The sequence below is a fragment of the Streptomyces sp. NPDC047022 genome (assembly GCF_040644155.1).
In the GTDB taxonomy this organism is placed as follows: domain Bacteria; phylum Actinomycetota; class Actinomycetes; order Streptomycetales; family Streptomycetaceae; genus Streptomyces.
In genome coordinates this window covers 728,001-749,413 of sequence record NZ_JBEYVV010000001.1, presented here as the reverse complement: position 1 = coordinate 749,413, position 21,413 = coordinate 728,001, and the positions used below count along the sequence as shown (strand labels likewise).

Annotated in this window: 17 protein-coding genes; 7 read left to right on the top strand and 10 right to left on the bottom strand. The window is 69.8% G+C overall.

What is annotated here, in order from left to right:
- Positions 1 to 94: 94 nt before the first annotated feature.
- The gene (locus tag ABZ845_RS03350; protein ID WP_360972368.1) at positions 95 to 703 is read right to left on the bottom strand and encodes a DUF1932 domain-containing protein; all 609 of its coding nucleotides are present in this window, start codon (positions 701 to 703) and stop codon (positions 95 to 97) included.
- Positions 649 to 912, bottom strand: coding sequence for an NAD(P)-binding domain-containing protein (locus ABZ845_RS03345; RefSeq protein ID WP_360972470.1), 264 nt, complete (start codon positions 910 to 912; stop codon positions 649 to 651). Before ABZ845_RS03345 ends, ABZ845_RS03350 begins: the two co-directional genes overlap by 55 nt.
- A gap of 287 nt (positions 913 to 1,199) precedes the next feature.
- Here ABZ845_RS03345 and ABZ845_RS03340 point away from each other — a divergent pair, with 287 nt between their 5' ends.
- The 4 genes from ABZ845_RS03340 (at position 1,200) to ABZ845_RS03325 (ending at position 5,106) form a co-directional block, all read left to right on the top strand.
- Positions 1,200 to 1,454, top strand: a complete 255-nt coding sequence (locus ABZ845_RS03340) for a hypothetical protein (RefSeq protein WP_360972366.1) — start codon at positions 1,200 to 1,202, stop codon at positions 1,452 to 1,454.
- 229 nt (positions 1,455 to 1,683) lie between these two features.
- Complete coding sequence (locus ABZ845_RS03335) at positions 1,684 to 3,237, top strand: YfjI family protein (protein ID WP_360972468.1); 1,554 nt, start codon at positions 1,684 to 1,686, stop codon at positions 3,235 to 3,237.
- A 369-nt stretch (positions 3,238 to 3,606) separates the two neighbouring features.
- Positions 3,607 to 3,795: a helix-turn-helix domain-containing protein gene (locus tag ABZ845_RS03330; RefSeq protein WP_360972364.1), complete on the top strand. Its 189-nt coding sequence runs from the start codon at positions 3,607 to 3,609 to the stop codon at positions 3,793 to 3,795.
- A gap of 75 nt (positions 3,796 to 3,870) precedes the next feature.
- Positions 3,871 to 5,106, top strand: coding sequence for a tyrosine-type recombinase/integrase (locus tag ABZ845_RS03325; protein WP_360972362.1), 1,236 nt, complete (start codon positions 3,871 to 3,873; stop codon positions 5,104 to 5,106).
- A 251-nt stretch (positions 5,107 to 5,357) separates the two neighbouring features.
- On the opposite strand, the gene ABZ845_RS03320 is transcribed toward ABZ845_RS03325, so the two are convergent.
- Positions 5,358 to 6,557 carry an epoxide hydrolase family protein gene (locus ABZ845_RS03320; protein WP_360972360.1) on the bottom strand — a complete coding sequence of 400 codons (1,200 nt, stop codon included), beginning with the start codon at positions 6,555 to 6,557 and terminating at the stop codon, positions 5,358 to 5,360.
- A gap of 236 nt (positions 6,558 to 6,793) precedes the next feature.
- Here ABZ845_RS03320 and ABZ845_RS03315 point away from each other — a divergent pair, with 236 nt between their 5' ends.
- The gene (locus tag ABZ845_RS03315; RefSeq protein WP_360972358.1) at positions 6,794 to 9,574 is read left to right on the top strand and encodes an AAA family ATPase; all 2,781 of its coding nucleotides are present in this window, start codon (positions 6,794 to 6,796) and stop codon (positions 9,572 to 9,574) included.
- Positions 9,575 to 9,627: 53 nt separating this feature from the next.
- On the opposite strand, the gene ABZ845_RS03310 is transcribed toward ABZ845_RS03315, so the two are convergent.
- Together ABZ845_RS03310 and ABZ845_RS03305 are read right to left on the bottom strand one after the other, a co-directional pair.
- Positions 9,628 to 11,019 (bottom strand): Mucin-2, encoded by a 1,392-nt coding sequence (locus ABZ845_RS03310; RefSeq protein WP_360972356.1) that lies wholly within the window; start codon positions 11,017 to 11,019, stop codon positions 9,628 to 9,630.
- A gap of 94 nt (positions 11,020 to 11,113) precedes the next feature.
- Positions 11,114 to 13,174 (bottom strand): restriction endonuclease, encoded by a 2,061-nt coding sequence (locus tag ABZ845_RS03305; RefSeq protein WP_360972354.1) that lies wholly within the window; start codon positions 13,172 to 13,174, stop codon positions 11,114 to 11,116.
- A gap of 228 nt (positions 13,175 to 13,402) precedes the next feature.
- On the opposite strand from ABZ845_RS03305, the gene ABZ845_RS03300 reads away from it, so the two are divergent.
- Entirely contained in the window at positions 13,403 to 14,329 is a 927-nt protein-coding gene (locus ABZ845_RS03300; protein ID WP_360972352.1) for an oxidoreductase, read from the top strand.
- 86 nt (positions 14,330 to 14,415) lie between these two features.
- On the opposite strand, the gene nirD is transcribed toward ABZ845_RS03300, so the two are convergent.
- From nirD to ABZ845_RS03275, 5 genes are all read right to left on the bottom strand, one after another.
- Entirely contained in the window at positions 14,416 to 14,775 is a 360-nt protein-coding gene (gene nirD / locus ABZ845_RS03295) for a nitrite reductase small subunit NirD (RefSeq protein ID WP_360972350.1), read from the bottom strand.
- Entirely contained in the window at positions 14,772 to 17,366 is a 2,595-nt protein-coding gene (nirB, locus tag ABZ845_RS03290; RefSeq protein ID WP_360972348.1) for a nitrite reductase large subunit NirB, read from the bottom strand. The genes nirD and nirB overlap by 4 nt, the downstream gene beginning before the upstream one ends.
- Before the next feature lie 130 nt (positions 17,367 to 17,496).
- Positions 17,497 to 18,165 (bottom strand): class F sortase, encoded by a 669-nt coding sequence (locus ABZ845_RS03285; RefSeq protein ID WP_360972346.1) that lies wholly within the window; start codon positions 18,163 to 18,165, stop codon positions 17,497 to 17,499.
- 63 nt (positions 18,166 to 18,228) lie between these two features.
- Positions 18,229 to 18,753 carry a hypothetical protein gene (locus ABZ845_RS03280; protein ID WP_360972344.1) on the bottom strand — a complete coding sequence of 175 codons (525 nt, stop codon included), beginning with the start codon at positions 18,751 to 18,753 and terminating at the stop codon, positions 18,229 to 18,231.
- A gap of 356 nt (positions 18,754 to 19,109) precedes the next feature.
- Positions 19,110 to 20,762 carry a M4 family metallopeptidase gene (locus tag ABZ845_RS03275; protein WP_360972342.1) on the bottom strand — a complete coding sequence of 551 codons (1,653 nt, stop codon included), beginning with the start codon at positions 20,760 to 20,762 and terminating at the stop codon, positions 19,110 to 19,112.
- A gap of 209 nt (positions 20,763 to 20,971) precedes the next feature.
- On the opposite strand from ABZ845_RS03275, the gene ABZ845_RS03270 reads away from it, so the two are divergent.
- Positions 20,972 to 21,406, top strand: coding sequence for a gamma-glutamylcyclotransferase family protein (locus tag ABZ845_RS03270; protein ID WP_360972340.1), 435 nt, complete (start codon positions 20,972 to 20,974; stop codon positions 21,404 to 21,406).
- Positions 21,407 to 21,413: the final 7 nt, after the last annotated feature.

Genomic DNA, 21,413 nt, shown 5'->3' with positions numbered 1-21,413 from the left:
CCGCTACGAACGCAAAGCCGAGCACTTCCTGGCCTTCACCAGCATCGCCTGCACCCTCATCTGCTACCGCCGACTCACCAAATGAGACGACGTCTTAGACCGGCCCGCCGGGTGGGGCAGCGTGTAGCTCCGCGAGTACCTGAGCGAGCGCGGGCGAGGCGTCCTTGAGACCCTCCCAGTGCTCCATGACTGCGGAGGCAGCGACGGCCAGCTCAGAGGGCAAGCCGGCCTCTTCGAGCGCGAGCGCGGCCTCCCTCATCTCGGGACCCCAACGCCAAGACCGAGCCGCGACCTTGGGGAAGTAGCCCGTCTCCGCCAGGTAGCTGGTCGTACGCCCCTGAGCGATGTCGAGTAGCTCCGCCTCCACCCCGTAGTCGCTGGCGAGCGCGTATGCGACGGCTGCGAGGACGCGGCTCGCCTTCTGGTAACTGCTGTATGACAGCTTCAGGGCCGATGCCTGCCCGACGTCGCCGTCTAGAGGCCGCGCCCGGACGGCGCTCCCGGCGAAGAGCGTGGCCACCCTCGGCAGAACCTCGCTCGGCCCCGAGAGGTACAGGCGCGGGCTCTTCGAAGCCGACGGCGGCGAACCGATCACGGAGCCGTCAACGACCGTCGCCCCGGACGGCCGCATGATGTTGCTGATCCTCGTCATCGTCGCGGGGAGACAGCGTTCCCGTCGACGTACGTTCCGGAGTACGAGCATGCGGCGACGGAACGCGCAACGTCCTCCGCGGCAGCGGGCGGGCACAGGCTCAGGATGACGTCCGCTCGGTCAGCCATCTCGGAGAGCCCACCAACGGCCGATAGCCCGTACTGCTCGGCTCGGTGCATCGTTTCCGGGCTGCGTCCGTCGGAGCACCAGAGAACCTCTGCGCCGGACCGCCGTGCCTGAGCGGCGACGGCGGCGCCCATGCTGCCCGGATGCAGGATGCCAAGAACCGACACCCGACAAGCTCCCGAATGTTCCGGGGTTGGGCCGGCGCACCCTGCGAGAGCGCTTCGACGATGGCGCGGGCCGACTCGCTTGGGCTAAGCGCGTCGGTCCGGAGGGCGAGAGTCCACGGCTCGGCTTCGTGCGCCAACAGGTCTTCCCGGGTCTCGTGCCAGACCTTCACGCGGGCATCGACGTCCTTGTCTCCGCGGCCGATGGAACGCGACTCCGTGGTGGCCAGAGGGCACCACAGGAGCACCCGAACCCAGTGCAGAGGGAAGGCCGCCACGGCCGTGGCGCCGACGACCTGGCCCATGTGGAGCACAGGTACGCGGCCATCCTCGACCAGGGCCGCGACGCCCTGCCGGTCGATGGCGTACTCAGCGTCGTATCGGGCGTTCCTGTAGAGGAGTTCCCCGGCACGGGACAGCTCCTCAATGTGGTCCGGCGTTGTGAGCCGGTACCCGGTCGTACGGCCGGGCCCGGCCTTGAGCCGCTCGAAGAGCGCGAACTCAGGCCGTAGCCGGGTGAGCTCAGCGGTGATGGTGTCCTTCCCTGAGCCGGGAGGGCACCCCGGGTCTTCAGATCCAGTGCGAGGGCCTCCCGGTCGCGGACTGGCTCTGTGCCTGCGGGCATCACGAACACGTCCGGGGCCGTGCCGCCGTCATCAGGCTGACCGCCCGCGTTCGCGTGGGCATTTGCCCGCATACCGCCACCGCCGAAGGGAGGGCGGCCTCATGACTCCACAGCCTGTGGACAGCCCCGACCTGTGGGCCGGACTGCCCACCCTGCGAGAAGAACCGCCAGGCGAGGACGACGCGGTACCGGACGTGTGGGAGGACCCCATTCCCCTCACCGGGCAGCGCCGTCGTCCGCCGTTCCCCGACCAAGTCTTCCCCGCGTGGTTGGGGGAGTTCGTGGCGGCCGTCGCGGAAGAGACGCAGACCCCCGTGGACCTCGCGGGGTCGATCGCCCTCGCGGTGCTCGCCACGGCGGCCGGCGGCCGGTCGGTGGTCCACGTACGCGGGAACTGGCGTGAGCCCACCAACCTCTACACGGTGGTCGCGCTCCCGCCCGGCAACCGCAAGACAGCCGTCTTCACCCTGCTGACCAACCCTCTGTACGAGGCTGAGAAGCAGCTCAAGACGGCGATGCGGCCGGTCATTGTTGAAGCTGAGCTGACGGCGCGGATGGCGAAGGAGTCAGCGGACAAGGCCGCCGCCAAAGCCGCGTCCGCCGACGCCGACAAGCGCGATGAGATCGTGGCCACCGCTATCGGCCTCGCGCAGACCGTCGACACGCTTACCGTGCCGGCCGAACCCGTGCTCTTGGCCGACGACGCCACCCCGGAGGCGGTCACCTCGCTCATTGCCGAACAGGGAGGCCGGCTGTCGGTGATGAGCGACGAGGGAGGAATCTTCGACATCATCGCCGGCCGGTACTCCTCGGGTGCCCCCAACATGGAAGTCTTCCTCAAGGGCCATGCCGGAGGACGCATGAGGGTGAACCGGCAGACCCGCCGCGAGTACATCGACGCCCCCGCCCTGACCATGGGACTGGCCGTACAGCCGGAGGTACTGGAAGCCATCGGCAGGATCAAGGGCGCCAAAGGGCGCGGCCTACTGGGCCGTTTCCTGTACTCGCTGCCGGTGTCGACGGTCGGCGAGCGGAAGGTCATCACCGACCCAGTCCCCGAACAGACGGCCGCCACCTACACCGCCCGGATCATCGAACTCACCTTGGCGCTCGCGGAGTGGATCGACCCGGCCGTCATCCAGCTCTCGCCCGAGGCGGATGCAGCCCTGATCGCCTATCAGGAACGGGTGGAACCCTGGCTCAAGACGCGCGGCGGGAAACTGGGCCACATCACCGATTGGGCCGGGAAACTCGTCGGAGCGACCGCCCGCATGGCCGCACTGCTGCACCTCGCCGAACACGGCGGCAACGGCTACGCCCACCCCGTCGCCGAGGCCACCATGCGCGCGGCCATCGAGCTGGGGGAGTACTACACCGCCCACGCCCTCGCCGTGTTCGACGCCATGGGCGCCGACCCGGTCGTGTCCCGCGCCCGCAGCGTGCTCGAAGCACTGAGGGACAATGGATGGGAGGACGTTAGCCGACGGGACGTCTTCAGCGTCCTGTCCCGCAGCGATGTGCCGACCGTCGCCGACCTGGAACCCGCCCTCGCGCTGCTGGAAGACCACGGATACCTGCGGTCCTACCAGCCCGAGCGAACCGGCAAGCGCGGACGCCCACCGGCTCCCCGCATGCAGGTGCACCCCGCCTTGCGTGACGTCGGGCACTAGCTCCGAGACCGTCCACTCCCTCCCGCATTAACCGCAAAATCCGCAATAACCCTCGGCATGCCCGCTGACCTGCGGCGCGACCCCGCGTCACCTCGCGACAGGTCCCGCCGCACAATCCCGCAATATTCCGCAAAAATCCCGGCCTCGTCCCACCGGCCCGAGCTGTCCGCGCGGCGCCGCTGATTTTTGCGGAATATCGCGGATTTTTGCGGGGCGCCCACGCCGACACAGACACCACCGCATCGCCGCAGGTCAGCGGCCATCCTTGCTGTTTCTGCGGATTTTGCGGTTTGTGCGGCGCCACTCGCTCAGGAAGTCAGCTCCGAGGCGGTGACTGCGCGAGCAGTCGCTAGCCACAGGAAGGACGTCATGAAGAAGTACCTGACGACCGCGGAAGTCGCCGAGCGATACCGCACATCGCCCGCAACCGTCCGCTACTGGCGCTACGCCGGAACCGGCCCGCAGTGCTTCATCAGGCGCGGTCGACATGTTCTGTACGACGCCCAAGCGCTCGACATGTACGACGCCGAAGAGATCGGAGGCCGACGCGCAGCATGACCGAAACAGCAACGCCCACCAGAAAGAACGCCACCTCATGGCTGACTCGGCTTGTTTTACGGGGGAGGGGAACTGATGGCTGACGTGTATGACCGCTGGCACCTGTCCCGCCCGTCGGCCGACGCCGAGCCGTGCAAGGCGCACAGCAGCAAGACTCAAACGGTGTATCCCAGCACCGAGCACGGCACAGGGCAACGCTGGCAGGTGCGCTACCGGGACTTGGCTGGCAAGCAGTGCAAGGAGAACTTCGGGAAGAAGACTGCTGCGGAATCCCGAGCTGCCAAGGTGACGGCTCAACTTGATGACAGCACGTTCGTGAACCGGGAGTTGGGCAAGCAGAAGTTCAGAGCCATTGCTGAACGCTGGCAGGAGACGGCCATACACCGCGAGCGGACCCAGACGAACGTTGAGCGGGCTCTACGGCTCCACATCTACCCGATGTTCGGCAATCGGGAGATCGGCCGGATTCAGCGTGCAGACGGACAGAGGTGGATCAAGGAAAGGTCTGCGGTCATTGCTCCGTCGACCTTCGCGACACCTTGGAATGTCTGCACCAGCATCCTGAAGATGGCCCACCAAGAGGGGATCATCCCGAAGTACCCATGGGAGGGGCTGAAACCCCCTGAGGTCTTCTATCCAGAGGTTCACCCGCTCGCCCCGGAGGCAGTGAGGGCGCTCATCGTGACCGCGTCTCTTCGGTACCGCGCCCTGGTGAGGCAAGCCGCGTCGACGGGGCTGCGGCAGGGTGAGCTGTTCGGGCTGGAGGACGAAGAGCCTGCCCAGACTGTGACGGTCAAACAGCAGTTGATCGGCCCCGACAAAGGAGTGCCGTACCTCGGGGAGCCGAAGACCAACCAGAGCTACCGGTCTGTTCCTCAAGGGGCTTCGGTCGTAGACGAGATCACACGACACCGCAAAGAGTTCCCGCCGCAGGTCGTGCACATCGAGGACCGGACGAACCTGAGGAAGCCCGTGTGGCGCCGGGCTCGCTTGCTGTACACCAGCGAGACCGGCGGAGCGATTCGGCGTGGGAGCTGGGCGAAAGTGTGGGGCCGGAACGTCGCGCGGGCGAACGCATACCTGGAGAAGTCCGGCAGCAAGGCCCGAGTCCCCGACGACACGACGCTTCACGATCTGCGGCACTTCTATGCCTCGGTCCTGATCAAGAATGGGGCGACGCCGAAGAAAGTGCAGATACGCCTCGGTCACGCTAAGCCATCGATCACGCTGAACGTCTACACCCATCTATGGGAGGCGGAGGCGGATGAGACCGCCGACATGATGGAGGCAGCCCTGAACGATGTGCCCTGAGAGTGCCCTCTGGGGCACAGGGAATGCCAAGTTCCCAGCTCAGGGGGAGGGCGGCACACCCTGTGCGGGGGTGCCGCCTCTTCAGCATCATCTGGGGAGACTGTCGAGCTAAGTCACTGACCAGGCAAAACGGCGTTTGTCGGCGCTGGTTGCCGTTGAACCCGTGTGACGCTGTTGTGCCCTCGTTGTGCCCTCCAGGTGTGGGCCGCCCCTCCGGCCGTCGCCCGTGCAGGCGGCCGGGACACGGTTGACTATCGAAGTGACCGGAAGCCCGCGCGGAGTTCCCCGACGAAGAGCTCCGGCTGCTCCCAGGCGGCGAAGTGTCCGCCCTTGGGCAGCCTGTTGTAGTGGACGAGGTTCGGGTACGCCTGCTCCGACCAGCTCTTGGGGGCCTGGTAGAGCTCGTCGGGGAAGACGCTCACGGCAACCGGGAGTTCGACGCCCTTCGAACCGAAGAACGGAGTCGTGTTCTCCGCGTAGAGGCGGGCCGCGGAGATCGCCGTGTTCGTCAGCCAGAAGAGCGTGATGTTGTCCAGGACGTCGTCCCGCGTCAGGCCCTCACTCACTCCGTTGAAGGACCGGGTGATCAGCTCCAGGCTGGCCTTGTCGTGGTCGAGCAGAAAGGCGGCCAGGCCGACGGGGGAGTCCGCGAGCGCCGTGAGGGACTGCGGGCGCGAGGCCATCATGTAGGCGTAGTAGACGTGCCGGTAGACGAAGTCCAGCTGCTCGACGGCGCGCCTTTGCTCGTCGTCGGCGAGGACGACGTCGGACGGGAGCGGGTTGCCGGCGATGATGGCCTGCTCGACGGCGGGCGGAATCACCTTGGGCATGTTGGTGTGGATGCCGACCAGGCCCTCGGGCTCCTGGACGCCCATGAGGTCGGTGACGACGGCGCCCCAGTCGCCGCCCTGTGCGACGTACCTGGTGTAGCCCAGGCGCTTCATCAGCTCGCCCCAGGCGCGGGCGATACGCTCGGGGCCCCAGCCGGACGTGGTCGGCTTGCCGGAGAAGCCGTAGCCGGGCATCGACGGGATCACCACGTGGAAGGCGTCCGAGACGTCACCACCGTGGGCCGTCGGGTTCGTGAGCGGCTCGATGATCTTCAGCTGTTCGATGACCGAACCCGGCCAGCCGTGCGTGACGATCACCGGCAGCGCGTTCTCGTGCTTCGAGCGGACATGGATGAAATGGATGTCCAGGCCGTCGATCTCGGTGATGAACTGCGGGTAGGAGTTCAGTCGCGCCTCGACCTTGCGCCAGTCGTACTCGGTCGCCCAGTAGCGCGCCAGCTCCTTGACGGTGGCGAGCTGGGTGCCCTGGGACTGATCGTCGACGGTCTCCTTCTCGGGGAAGCGCGTCGCCTCGATGCGCGCACGCAGGTCCTGGAGCTCCGCCTCGGGGAATTCGAACGTGAACGGGCGGACAGTCGTCGATGCGGAAGTGTCAGACATGTGGGGGGTACTCCTTGCAATGTCGGCGACCCTCTGCCGCCGGCTCGTCCACAGTGGTCCGGGTCTGCGTGCTTCGCCCCAGGGAAACCCCCGGGGTGTGCCCGTGGCCGAACCCCGGGGGCGGGCCGATCCGCGTACAACTACTGAAAGCGTCCAAAAGGGAATACGGTCGAAACAGCGCGTCAAAGTAAGTCAAAGCCGCGTTCCAGGAAGATCGACCTATGGGTGTACCGTCCATGGATTCTCAGATCGCGCTACGGGGGCGCGACCAGGAGCTGGCGGCGCTGGAGCGGGCACTGGCCACAGCCCGGGCGGGCAATAGTGCGGTCCTGGTCCTGCGTGGTGAAGCCGGGATCGGCAAGACCGCGTTGCTGGACCACGCGGTCGGCCAGGCCGTCGGGTTCCGCACCCTCGCCATGGCGGGCATCGAGTGGGAGATGGAGCTTCCCTTCGCGAGCCTTCACCAACTTTGCGCACCCGTGCTGGGCAGGCTCCACCGGCTGCCTGATCCGCAGCGCGATGCACTGTCCGTCGCGCTCGGACTACAGAAGGGTGAGGCACCGAATCGGTTCCTGGTGGGTCTGGCCGTGCTCGGTCTGCTGTCCGGCGCCGCCGAGGACGGGCCACTCGCCTGCCTCGTCGATGATGCGCAGTGGCTGGATGAGGAGTCCCTGCAGGTGCTGGCATTCGTGGCCAGGCGGTTGGTCGCCGAATCGACAGCCTTGATCTTCGCCCTGCGGGATTCCGACGACGGTCGTGAGCTGGCCGGTCTGCCGGAGCTGATCGTCGAGGGCCTGAACGAGCACGATGCGCGTGCTCTGCTGGCCTCGGCGGTCCGCGTCCCACTCGACCCGCTGGTACGGGACCGGATCGTCGCCGAGACGCACGGCAACCCGATGGCCCTGCTGCAACTGCCACACGCGCTGGCACCCGCCGAGCTGGCGGGTGGCTTCTGGTTGCCCGGCAGGCGTCCCCTGGCAAGCCGCATCGAAAGTGCCTTTCACCAGCAGTTCCGAACGCTTCCGGTGGACAGCCGGCGTCTTCTGCTGACTGCCGCGGCCGAGCCGACCGGAGACGCGGATCTGTTGTGGCGCGCAGCCGTTCTGCAGGGAATACCGGTTGATGCCGCAGCGTCGGCCGAGACCGCGGGACTGGTCGAGTTCGGTACCAGGGTGCGATTCCACCACCCCCTGGTGCGCTCGGCCGTCTACCGGGGGGCGTCCGCGCCGGGGCGTCGGGCGGCGCACCGGGCGCTGGCAGAGGCCACCGATCCCCACCTTGATCCTGATCGCAAGGCGTGGCATCTCGCTCACGCCACCGACCGGCCTGACGAGGGCGTTGCCGTTGACCTGGAGCTCTCGGCCGGTCGGGCCCAGGGCAGGGGAGGAATCGCTGCCGCGGCCTCGTTCCTGCAGCAGGCGACGGAACTGACCCCCGATGCCGCACGCAGAGTCAGCCGTGCACTGGCCGCCGCTCAGGCCCACATCGACGCGGGCGGTGCCGACCAGGCCCAGTCCCTGCTGGCCATCGCGGAGGCCGGCCCGCTCGACGGCCTTCAGCGCGCCCGACTCGAGCGGCTGCGCGCCCGGCTGGTGTTCTCCCAGGTGCGCGGCAGCGCAGCGCCCCGGCTCCTGCTCGATGCCGCACAACGGCTGGCACCGCTCGACGCCGCCCTTGCCCGTGACACCTTCCTGGAGGCGCTCGGCGCGGCGAGTTTCGCCGGCCGCCTGGGCGAAGGACCCGGGCTGCGGGAGGTGGCCGAGGCGGCCCGCGCCGGACCCCCGGCCAGGACACCGCCGCGGACGGTGGACGTTCTTCTGGACAGCATCGTCGGCCGGATCCTTGATGGCTACGTCGCCGGAGTCGCCGCCCTCAGGCATGCAATGCACGTCGTCCGGCAGGAGCAGAGAGCCGGTGCGACGGAGGCGGAGAGACGCTGGTTGTGGCTGGCGTTCCGGGTGGCACCCGAGCCTCTCGCACCGGAGCTGTGGGACGACGACGCGTGGCACGAGATGGCGCTGGGCGCAGCCGGCCTCGCCCGCGAGGCGGGGGTGCTCACCGTCCTCCCGATGACGCTGACCTACCAGGCGTGCTCCCACGTCCATGCCGGCGAATTCGACACGGCTGAGGCTCTGATCGACGAGGCCACGGCGATCTCGGAGGCGGTGGGCGGCGTACCGATGATGTACACATCCCTGATTCTCGCCGCCTGGCGAGGACACGCGTCCCCGGCACTGGACCTCATCGAGACCAGCATCGAAGAGGTGCGTGCCAGAGGTGAGGGACGCGTTCTCAGCCTGGCCGAGTACGCGACCGCAGTGCTCTACAACGGACTGGGCCGCTACGACGCCGCGCTGGCAGCCGCGACGCGCGCATGCCAGTACGAGGACCTGGGCTTCTTCGGGTGGTCGCTCGCCGAACTCATAGAGGCGGCCGTCCGCAGCGGGCAGCCGCAGTCCGGCGAGGCGGCACTGGACGAGCTCACCGAGCGTACGCGTGCGACCGGCACCGAGTGGGCGTTGGGCACGGCGGCCTGTTCGCGCGCGTTGCTGAGCGACGATCAGGCCGCCGACGCGCTCTACCGGGAGGCGATCGAGCGTCTCGGACACTGCCGCATCGTCGTCCAACTGGCCCGTGCGCGCCTGCTGTACGGCGAGTGGCTGCGCCGCCGGAACCGCCGTCAGGAGAGCCGCGCTCAACTACGCTGCGCCCACGAGGCATTCAGCCGGTTCGGAGCCGGCGGCTTCGCCGAACGCGCCCGCAGGGAGCTGCTGGCAACGGGAGAAACCGTGCGCAAGCGAACGCCAGGCGCCGACGCCGAACTCACCAGCCAGGAAGCCCAGATCGCCAGGCTGGCCGGAGACCACACCAACTCGGAGATCGCCGCACAGTTGTTCATCAGCCCTCGCACGGTGGAGTGGCACCTCGGCAACGTATTCGCCAAGCTCGGCGTAAGTTCCCGCAGGCACCTTCGCTCAGCGCTGTCTCCTCCGAGAACGGGGATGCCGGGGGCCTGAGGGAGTCGTGAGAGCCCACGCTCTCCGCAGCGCGGGGCGGTTCCGCTCGGTGGTCAGGCCGGAACGCCGGCCCGGTCCAGGACGCCGCCCATCTCGTCCTCGGGGAGCGCGGGGTTGGCACCCGCGCTGGAGGCCAGTTCAGGGACGTGAAGGACCTCGCGGAGCCGGTGGAGCGGGAGGCGCGGGTCGGAGGCCGCCGCCTGGCGCGTCCAGACTGCGGGGTCATGGCTGAGCCGTTCGATCAGTGCGGGCGTGGCGGCCGGGTCCCGGACGGCCAGCCGACGGTAGTTCCCGTCCGGGTGATCCGCGTAGCGCGCGGCGAGACCCCCGCGGGGAAAGCGGGGGTGCGTCTCCGCCATCCAGGCGGAGAACGTCCCGCCGAGCCGCGCGTACACACGCATCAGGACCTCCTCCGGGGTGTCGGGGTGGTGCACGCTCAAGAGGTCCTCCACCAGGGGGTCCTCGGCGCGTGCGAGCAGGTGCAGAAGGCCGGGCGGCAGGTGGGGGCTCTGGGCGGCGGTGCGCCGGAGCAGCGGATGGGCGGAGGCCGCGGCCCGACGCAGCACGTCGGGGTCGGCGAGCCCGTCCCGTACCCACTCCACGTCCCCCCTGGCGAAGTCCCCCACCGTGAAGTCGATCGCCATGCGCCGCGTCTCGCCCAGTTCAGGCCTGAGGGAGACCGCGAGCCGTACGGCCTCGTCGGGGTCGACGGCGAGCCGCTCCACGAGGTCGGTGGGCAGCGACGGGTTCTCGGCGAGGGCGGCCAGGTGCGTCCGCTCGGCGACGCACCGTTCGGCGTCGGCGCGAAGGAGGAGCCCGCGGCGCAGCGCCTCGGCGGCGGACTCCGGATCCCGGAGGAGTTCGGCGGTGACGCGTGCGTCCTGTCTGCACTCCCACAGCGCGGCGGCCCGCCGCACCTCGGGGTCGGGGTCGGCCAGGAGCGCCGAACGCTCGCCCGGCGGCAGGATCTCCCACGCACGCACCGCACCCCGGCGCGCCGCCGGATCGTGGTGCGTAGCCAGCGAGGCCACGAACGACGGCACCAGATGGGGCGAGTCCAGCAGGGCCGCCCTTACCGAAGGGTCAGGGTCGTCGAGCAAGCGGGCGCACACGGCGTCCGGCAGCGGCGCGACGGTCGTACGCGGGACGCGCCTCTCGGGTCCGTACGCGAGAGCAGCCCGCACCTCGGGGGAGGGGTCGTCCGCGAGCCGGGCCCGCTGCGCAGGCTCGGCCCTGGTGCTCATCGCGAAGTCGATCCGGACGCCCGGGTCCGGGTGGGCCAGGATCACCGCGACGGCCGGCTCGGGGAGTCCGGCTCGCTGGAGGGCGTGACGGCGCGGACCGTCGTCGCCGCCGTCGGGGGCGAGCAAGCGCAGCAGCAGCGGTATCGGCAGCGCCGGATTGCGGGCGACTCCGTCCAGCGCGGATGCGTGGAACGCGACCATGATTCCCCTACCCCGTGTCTTCCCCGTGGTCCGCGACCGTGATCTCTCGTACGCCCGTCAGGAACCGCCGTACGGCACCGGCCGGACGGCCGGGTCACTCCACTTCCACGCCGTAGTCGATGACGAGTTCCTCCAAGCCGCCCGTGTAGCCCTTGCCGCCGAGGACGAAGTCCCAGTCGCCGTTGGACCTTCGACGGAAGGAGCCGAGTATCAAGGCGGTCTCGCCGGGCCGGCCGTCGGAGACGTCGAGCCGTCCCAGTTCGGTCATCCCTGGGTCAAGGAGCCGGATGCACGCGTCCGTGAAGCCGGAGAGGTCCGAATGGGGGTTGATCTCCGGGTCGATGGCGGCCACGAGCACGAGTCTGTCGGCGGCTTCCGGCAAGCCGTCGAAGGCCACACAGATCGCGGCCTTGTCGGGCGCGGCAGGAGGAAGGGCCCGAACGGTTCCATCGGGCGTCTGATGGTTGTTGAAGAAGATGAAGTGGTCGTCGCTCAGAACGCGGTTGCCGCGGCAGACGAGAGCACACACGTCCAGGGCGACACTGCCGGTCCAGGACATGCCCAGGATGTTGTAGTCGGCGGGCAGGCGAGTGTCCGGAACCGTCGGCGTCCGCTGCACCGCGGCACGACCGGCAGCACCGCCCAGACGACCACGGAGTCCATGACGGTGCAGCAGGTCGACGAGTTCGGTTCCCGGGATCAGTTCCAGGGGCTTGCCGTTGGCGAAGGTGTGCGAGCCAGGACCGAACTTCGACGTCGTCACCAGGACACCCTTGTTGGCGCCGGTGTCCTGCACGGTGCCGTACAAGTCACGCACGGCAGTGGGCGGCACGGTGTTGCGGTAGCGCTTCACCTGCACGACGATCTTGCCGCCTCGGATCGGGGCCGGATCCAGCGCGTCCACATCCACCCCGCCGTCGTTGGAGCGCTGGGTGGTGACCGCCTGCATTCCCATGGCGCGGAACAGATCGGCGACAAGATTCTCGAAGTCGATCGGATCCATCTCGTAGAGGTCGGGCTCCTCACGGTTGCCGTGCGCGACCACATGGTTCCCCACATCCTGTGGCCGGCGACTCGGCCGCACGGGTGTGAGCTGGTCAGGACGGGCGGAGAGTTGCCCCCGCAGGGCATCGGCAAGGCAGCTACAGGCGTCCACCTGCGCCAGGTGCAGGTCGCGGAACGTCGAGCGTGGAGCCATTACAGTTGCCAGGTAGAGATGACCCGGCCGGCCCGTCGTGGGGTCATGCCCGTCCACGAAGCCGTTCAGGGTCACGGACTCGAGAGCGCCCGTCTCATCCGCGGCGAAGAGCTCATGCAGGGCCAGCAGCACGCACTGCGCGAGTACCTCCCGGTACAGGGCCCGGCGCCGGCCGACCGGCCGGGGAGTCTCCTTGTCCTGGTCCACGCTGGGCATGTACCGAACGGACTTGGTTTCAGGGACGACGCTGAAGGAGGGCAGTTCCCAGTCCAGCACCAGTTGTCCGGCTGCCGGGTCATAGGCTGCCAGCACCTGTCGTGGGAACCCCTCCGGCCACGCGGACGAGGCGTAGAGAGCGGCTGAGAAGTACTCGACCACGGAGTCGGGATCGCGGCGCCTGACTCCTTCGGTGAGATCGGCGAGGCCGGTGTTGTGTCGTCGCACCTCGGCCAGCCGAGTATCTGCCCACTGCCGGTAGTCCCGCTGGTATGCCGCCAACTGGTGTTGCCGCTGGACCTCGGCTGCCTGGGCCGCGTGCAGGTCCCGCTCGAACCGCTCCCGGGCCTCGGCTTGTGCCTGAGCCCGGCGATGGGCACTCCAGCCCGTCTGAGCCTGGTAATGGTCGAAGTTCGGCATGGGCACGGGCTGTGCCAATGAGCCCGGAGCGAAGGGCGGGATCTCCTCCGGGCGTATGAGGGAGGAAGCCCTGAAAGCCGGCGCCTGACAGCCCGAGGCGAGAAGACCTTGCAGCGACGCAACCTGTGCGTCCAGTTCCTCTGTGCGGCGCAGTGCCTCTGCCTGCCGGTACTCGCGATGATTCTGGGCAGCTCGCCGCTCGAAAGCACGCGCTTGCTGCGCCTCTTGTCTGCGCCGTCGGGCTTCGGCCTCGGCCTGGCGCTGCTGCTGCCTCTGCATCTCGGCCCAGACGCCGACCAGGCCACCAGAGCGACGACTCATATGGTGCAGACCCTCCCCAAGGCGCGGTGGTTGTCCCCACAACCAGTTGTAACGGGACGACTCTATCCAGTGCTGTGACCGGGATGGTTCGCCTGCGGTAAGTGCATGGCCGCGTGATCCGGATCGACCGCGTCAACTGTGTCCATGTCAGCGGCCGAGTCGGGTCTCGCCCAGGTCGGGACGTGCTCGTAGGGTGGGGCGTCGCTCTTTCGCGGAAGGAGTCTGTTCATGTCCGGCTGGAACACGCACGACATTCCTGACCTGGGCGGTCGCACGGCCGTCGTCACCGGGGCCAACAGCGGGCTCGGGTATGTCACCGCGCGGGAGCTCGCCCGCGCCGGGGCGCGCGTGGTGCTCGCCTGCCGCAGCGAGGAGCGGGGGCGGGAGGCGGCCGGGCGGATCGGCCGCGAGGTGCCGGGCGCGGACGCCGAGTACATTCCGCTCGACCTCGGAAACCTTGACTCGGCACGGGAGTTCGCCGACTGGTTCCCGTACGGGAGACTCGATCTGCTCGTCAACAACGCCGGGGTGATGGCGCTGCCGTACGGGCGGACGTCGGACGGGTTCGAGACGCAGTTCGGGGTCAACCACCTCGGGCACTTCGCGCTCACGGGACTGCTGCTGCCCGCGCTGCTGGCGGCGCCCGGGGCACGTGTGGTGTCCGTGTCGAGCATGATGCACGCACTGGCCGACGTCGACTTCGGTGACCTCAACAGCGAGCGCCGGTACCGGCGCTGGGTCGCCTACGCCCGCTCCAAGACCGCCAACCTGTTGTTCACGCACGAACTGGCGCGCAGGCTCGCCGCGACCGGCGCCGACGTGGTCGCCGCGGCAGCCCACCCGGGATACGCGTCCACCGATCTGATGGCTGCCGGGCCACGGGCCGAAGGGCGCAAGGTCGCCGAGCGGGCGATGGAACTGAGCAACCGGGTCTTCGCCCAGTCGGCGGAGTCGGGCGCGCTGCCCAGCCTGTACGCGGCGACCGCACCCGGCGTCCGCCCCGACTCCTTCACCGGCCCCTCCCTCGCGATGTGGCGTGGCGGACCCGCGCCTTCCTGGCGGGCGGCGCGGACCCTGGACGATACGAAGGGGCAGCGGCTGTGGGCGGCCTCCGAGGAGCTGACGGGCGTGGTGTACGACGGGCTGAAGCGGTAGGGACCCGCCCCTGCCGCACCTCGGGCGCCGCGCACGCCGCTGTCCGGTGGCGCGCACACCGCTGTCAGGTGCCGCGCACACCGCTGTCAGGTGCCGCGCACCTCGTACGTCGCCACCCGCACCGTCTCGTCGTCCAGACACTGCCCGGAGGCCAGGTCGAAGCGCTGCTTGAGCAGCGGTGAGGCGACGAACGGGCGGCCCTGGTGGGAACCGGTGAGGCCCCGGGAGAGCACGGCGGCGCCGGTGAACGGATCGCGGTTGTCGATGCCGTAGAGCCGGTCCGCGCGGTCGCGGAACAGTGCCACCTGGCGGCCGTCCGGCAGCAGCGCCGCCACTCCACGGCCCGGGGTCAGCCGGCTCAGGTCGCAGACCGTGAACCAGTCGCCGGCATCGCTGTCCGGCCTCAACTGCACTTTCAGATCGGTCGTCTCGGGTGCCAGGGTCATCGCTGGGCGCTTCCTTCCAGGGCCAGGGGGCGTGGGCCGATGGACAGCAGGGGCAGGTCGGGCTTGATCTGGTCCCGCTCGGGGACGAAACCGACGACCGGGTCCGGGGTGCCGGGGGCATTGACGAACGACACGAACCGGGCCAGCTTCTCGGGGTCGTCGATGGTCTCGGCCCACTCGTCGCGGTACCCCGCGATATGCGCGGCCATCAGCGCCTCCAACTCCTCGCAGATGCCGAGCGAGTCGTCCACGACGACGTCCCGGACGTGGCCGAGACCGCCGGGGATGCGCTCCAGCCAGGCCGAGGTGCGCTCCAGGCGCTCGGCCGTGCGGATGTAGAACATCAGGAACCGGTCGATCAGGCGGACCAGCTCGGCGTCGGACAGGTCCTGGGCCAGCAGGTCCGCGTGGCGGGGGGTCGCTCCGCCGTTGCCGCCCACGTACAGGTTCCAGCCGCTCGCGGTGGCGATGACACCGAAGTCCTTCGACCGGGCCTCGGCGCACTCGCGGGCGCAGCCGGACACCGCCGACTTCAGCTTGTGCGGAGATCGCAGGCCCCGGTAGCGCAGCTCCAGGTCGATGGCCATGCGGACGGAGTCCTGGACGCCGTAGCGGCACCAGGTCTGGCCGACGCAGGACTTCACGGTGCGCAGCGCCTTGCCGTAGGCGTGCCCCGACTCGAAGCCCGCGTCCACCAACCGGGTCCAGATCACGGGCAGTTGTTCGACCCTGGCGCCGAACAGGTCGATCCGCTGGCCTCCGGTGATCTTTGTGTAGAGGCCGAAGTCGCGGGCGATCTCGCCGATGACGATCAGCTTCTCCGGTGTGATCTCACCGCCGGGGATACGCGGAACCACCGAATACGAGCCGTTCCTCTGGAGGTTGGCGAGGAAGTGGTCGTTGGTGTCCTGGAGGGCCGCCTGTTCGCCGTCCAGGACGTAGCCGTCGGCGCCGATGGCCGGGGCGAGGGAGGCGATGATCGAGGCGAGGGCGGGCTTGCAGGTCTCGCAGCCGTCGCCGCCGCGCGCACCCTCGCGTCCGAACCGGTCCAGCAGCTGCCGGTAGGAGGCGATACGCAGGGTCAGGACGATCTCGTACAGCTCCTCGCGGGTCTGCGGGAAGCAGTCGCACAGGCCCTTGTCGGTCTCGACGCCCCTCTCCTCCAGCTCGGCGGAGACCAACCCGTCCAGTACCTTGACGCAACTGCCGCAGCCCGTGCCGGCCTTGGTGCACTTCTTCACCTCGGCCACGCTCGTGCACTCGTGCTCGGCCACCGCGCCGCGGATCGCGCCCTTGGTGACGTTGTGGCAGGAGCAGACGACCGCCTCGTCCGGCAGCGCCGACGGCCCGAGCCCGGCCGGGGCACCCGTCGCGGCGGGCAGCACCAACTGCTCGGGGGCGACGGGCGGTACGGTGCCGGTGAGCGCCCGCAGCGTCCCGTACGCCTCCGCGTCGCCGACCAGGATGCCGCCGAGCAGCGTCCCGTCACGGCCGACGACCAGCTTCTTGTACGTGCCGGAGCGCGCGTCGGCGTAGACGACGTCCAGGCAGTCCTCGGTGGTGCCGTGCGCGTCGCCGAAGGAGGCCACGTCCACGCCGAGCAGCTTCAGCTTGGTGGACAGGTCCGCGCCGGTGAACGCGGACTCCTCGTCGGCGATGGCCGCCGCCGCCGTCCCGGCCATTTCATAGCCCGGCGCGACCAGCCCGTACACCCGGCCGTCGGCGGCCTGCGCGCACTCGCCGATCGCGAACACCCGCGGGTCGGAGACCGTGCGGCACCGCTCGTCCACCACGACGCCCCCGCGCTCGCCGACGGCGAGACCGCAGTCGCGGGCGAGCTGGTCGCGGGGGCGGACGCCCGCCGAGAACACGACCAGGTCCGTGGCGAGTTCGGAGCCGTCAGACAGCCGCATGGCACGCACGGCGCCGTTGTCACCGGCGACGACCTCCTGGGTGCCCGTGCCCGTGTGCACGTTCAGTCCCATGTCCTCGATGGTGCGCAGGAGCGCGGCGCCGCCCTGCTCGTCCACCTGCACCGGCATCAGGCGCGGCGCGAACTCCACGATGTGCGTGGCGAGTCCGAGTCCCTTCAGCGCGCCGGCCGCCTCGAGCCCGAGCAGGCCGCCGCCGACCACCGCGCCCGTCGTGGCGTTCGACTTCGCGTACGTCTCGATGGCCAGCAGATCGTCGAGGGTGCGGTAGACGAAGCAGCCCTCGGTGTCCTTGCCGGGGACCGGGGGGACGAACGGGCTGGAGCCGGTGGCGAGGACGAGGGTGTCGTAGGCGATGCTCATCCCGGAGCGGGCGGTGACCGTCCGGGCGGTGCGGTCGACCGCTACGGCGGGGTCGGCGAGATGGAGCTCGATGCCGTGCGCCCGGATGAACTCAGTGTCGGTGAGGGACAGTTCGTCGGGTGTGGTGCCGGAGAAGTACGAGGTGAGCCGGACGCGGTCGTAGGCTGGGCGGGGCTCCTCGCACAGCACGACCACCCGGTGCGTGGCGGTCAGGCCGCGCTCGGCGAGCGCTTCGAGGAAACGCTGGCCGACCATGCCATGGCCGACGAGCACGATCGTGGGAGTGTCCGAGGTCATGTCCCGCAGCGTGCGGTGCCGACGTTACCCGGCCGCATCACGGCTGTTTCCCAGGAGGAACGCTGCCCTCAGCAGGGCCGGGACGGGGCTGTGAGGGCCGATGGGCGCCTGATGCCGGACAGGGTGGGGATCAGCGGCGGCCCGTGAGATACGCGAAGGCGACCACGTTCCCCTGGTAGCCCGTCCCCGGCGCGTATCCGCCCCCGCAGGTGATCACCCGCAGCTCGGGGCGGTACGCCGCCCCGTACACCGTCCGGTCGGGGAAGTTCCTGGCCTCGAAGACCCGGACCGCGTAGACGGTGAAGACGGCGGTCGAGCCGTCCTGGCGGTGCACCTCGATCGTGTTGCCCTTCTGCAGTACACCGAGGTTGTAGAAGACGGCGGGGCCCGCCGCGGTGTCGACATGACCGGCGACGATCGACGTTCCCGTCTCGCCGGGGGTGGCGCCCCCGCGGTACCAGCCCGCGAGGTTCTGGTCCGTCGGGGGAGGGGCCTGGAGACGGCCGGTGCCGGACAGGCCGAGGTCCGTCAGGGGGGCGTCGACGCGGATCGATGGGATGCGGATGCGGTCCGGGGGCGAGGGCGGCAGTGCGGGGGCCCCGGAATCCGTCCGGTCCGTCGCCGTGACCGACTGCGCGGCAGGCGGCTGCGGCGGCGCCTTGGGCGCGGTGCCGCCGTGCAGCAGCCATATGCCGGAACCGAGGGCGACCAGCGTCGCGGTCGCTATCGCGGCGTCGCCGACGGTGCCGGATATGCCGACCTTGCGCACGTCGGACTCCTCACGTGAAAGGGGGCTCAAGGCCCCCTCCGGGCCGCGAGGGGCATCGGACCCGGAGGGGGAGCGGGAGGGGCGGTACCGGCGTCAGGTCCTGTCGTCTCGCACACGGCGGTGCAGGAGCCAGGTGCCGCCCGCGGCGGCGATGGCGAGAGCCGCCACGCCGGCCGCGGATTTCACGGGGTCGGGGCCGAGCGCGCCGCCGACTCCCGTGTGCACGCTCCCGCGCGGAAGCGCGGGATCCTTGAGCGCGGTCAGGGAGACCATCAGATCGCCGGTCACGGTCGTCTGCCGGGCGCCGGAGCACTTGGCGACGATCTCGTACGTCCCCGGCTGCGCGCCCGGCGGCACCCGGAACCGCCCGATCGCGTCCTGCTCGTGGGTGCTGGGCATGAGAGTGAACGTGCCGGCCCCGACCGCGGTGGCGTCACCGGCCGCGGAACCGTCCGCGCCGCACGCCGCCGTGTTGACGGTGACCTCGGAGCCGGGTACGGCGGTGGCGGGAACGACCTCCAGGCTCCGGGTGTCAGCGGCGTACGCGGGTACGGAGGCGAGCCCCGCGATGGCGACGGCGAGCGCGGAGCCGGTGAGCAGGCGGGCCGTTCGTCGCATCGTGGTGCTCCTCCGGGAGACACGGCCCGCGGCACCCCCAGTGTGCCGCTGCGTCGGTCGTGCCCTTGCCCTTCCGAGGCTGGGGGCGACCGACGCGGCCCGCATGCCGACGGTCCGCCACACATACGGTGAACGGGTGCAGGTCGAGAGGTCCCTACGGGTGAACGTGACGGCATTCCAGCAGGTCACGGACGCACGCCCGACAAGTGGCGAGGGAGCCCCCCGGAGGGCGTAGGGAGGGCACTGAACGGGTGATCACGCGGGGCCGTGACGGGGGCCGGAGCACTGGAGCTCCGGCCCCCTGGCCGCCCGCGTCGCCCCGATGGCGGGTGTGCCCCCTGACTTCTGCCCGGTGGTCAGTTCACATCGACCGCGCTCCACGCCGCCGCCACCGCGTTGTATTCGGTACTTCCCGCCCCGTACAGGTCCTTCGCCGCGTTCAGCGTCGCCGTGCGCGCGCCCGCGTAGTTCGTCGACGAGGTCATGTAGACCGTCAGCGCCCGGTACCAGATCTGCCCGAGCTTGTCCCGGCCGATCCCGGTGACCGAGGCGCCGTCGCAGGTGGGGGAGTCGTAGGAGACGCCGTTGATGGTCTTCGCGCCGCTGCCCTCGGCGAGCAGATACGCGAAGTGGTTCGCGACGCCGGACGAGTAGTGGACGTCGAGGTTCCCGACCGACGAACTCCAGCAGTCCGCCGAATTCCCGTCCTTGGACGGCTTGTCCATGAACCGCAGGGCCGGCTTGCCGAATCCCGAGCGGACGATCTTCTCGCCGATGCGGTAGTCAGCGGGGTCGGAAGGGCTGTTCGCGTACCACTCCACCAGTGTGCCGAAGATGTCCGAGGTCGCCTCGTTCAGGCCGCCCGACTCCCCGGAGTACGTCAGCGCCGCCGTCTTCGACGTCACGCCGTGCGTCATCTCGTGGCCCGCCACGTCCAGCGCCACCAGCGGTCCGAACGTCGTCCCGTCGCCGTCGCCGTACGTCATGCAGAAGCAGTCGTCGTCCCAGAAGGCGTTGTTGTAGTTCGTCCCGTAGTGCACGCGGTTGTACGAGCCCTTGCCGTCGCCCGCGATCCCGTTGCGGCCGTGGACGTTCTTGTAGTAGTCCCAGGTCTCGTTCGTTCCGTACTGCGCGTCCACGGCGGCCGACGCGCGGTCGGAGACCGTACCCGTGCCCCAGTGGTTGTCGGAGTCGGTGAAGACGGCCGCGGGCGCGCGGCTGATGCAGATGGTGGTGAGGAAACACAGATCCGTCTTGTTGGAGGCGTCGCCCGTGTAAGTGCCGCCGCGCGTGGGGTCCTTGAGCTGGTACGTCGATCCGGACAGCGTCGTCTCCAGCGGAACCGTGCCGCTGTAGAGGGACTTGCCGTCGCCGGTCGCGGTCTCGATGTTGTCCCAGGCGTCGATCTGCTCGCCGGTGAGGGCGTCCGTGAGGACGGTGCGGGCGACCGGGTTGCCGAGCGAGTCCTGGCCCGCCGCGTCGGTGCGCCAGGCGAGCCGGGGCGTGCCGTGCAGGGCGTCCACGACGAGCCGGGGCTTGGCGGTCACGTTCTTCAGCAGCTCTCCGACGTTCGCGGCGCGCAGCGCGGTCGAGGCCAGATCGGCGGCCTGGGGAGCCTTGATGGCGGGGGTGGTCGTCGGCACCGAGATGGCGCGCCTGGTGGCCCGATCGGCGCTGCGGAAGGATCCGCCCGGCGCGAGATGGACAACGAAGTCGCCGCCGAGAACGGGCAGATGAAGATATGTGCGGTCGTAGCGCACATGCTGGCTGCCGTCCGCGTCCACGATGACGTCCCGGACGCTGGTGCCCTGCGCGGGTGTCAGGCCCAGGCGCGCGGCCTGGTGCAGCAGTGCGGCGGCGGCGTTGCTGATCGCGGTGGCCCGGCTGGGCCTGTCGGCCGCGGCGGCGCCGGGGGCCGGGGCGAGAGCCGCGGCCAGCAGGGCCGCGGTGGTCGCCACGGTGCCGGCTGCGGCAAGACGGGACTCTCGGATGTGCCGTATCCGACTCATCGGTCTCCTCGGGGAGGGCGCGTTGGGGCCGCAGGGGGACGGCCTTTGTGGGGGCGCAGGTGGGGGGAGGGGTGGGCGACCCCTGGCGTCCTCCGATTTCAGGGGACCCCCGGATGTCATGTCTATGGCGCTGCAGAGGAGATGTGTGTGGAGATCCGTGTGAGGGTGTGACGGTGAAAAGGCATGAGGGCACAAGGGTGAAAGGGCACGTGGGCGAGGCCCTGCCGTTCTTCGTCTACGGGACGCTGCGCCCCGGAGAGCGCAACCACGATCTCTTCCTCCGCGGCAGCGCCTGCCACGAGGAATCCGGTGTGCTGTCCGGCGCGGTGCTGTACGAGGGCCCCGGATACCCGTACGCCGTGGAGCAGGCCGGAGGCACGGTCCACGGGGAGATCGTCACCGCCCTGCCCGAGGCGTACCCCGAACTCCTCGCCGCTCTCGACCGGTTGGAGGAATGCGTGCCGGGCGATCCCCGGGGCCTCTACGAGCGCCTGGACCGGGAGGTGACGGCCGCCGACGGCAGGACCGTACGGGCCTGGGTGTACGTCGCCGCGCCGCCCGTCGCGGCCCGGCTGCGCGCCCACGGGCGGGCGATCGAGGGCGGTGACTGGCTCGACCGCGACCGCGATCGCCGCCGCGACTGAGGTTCCG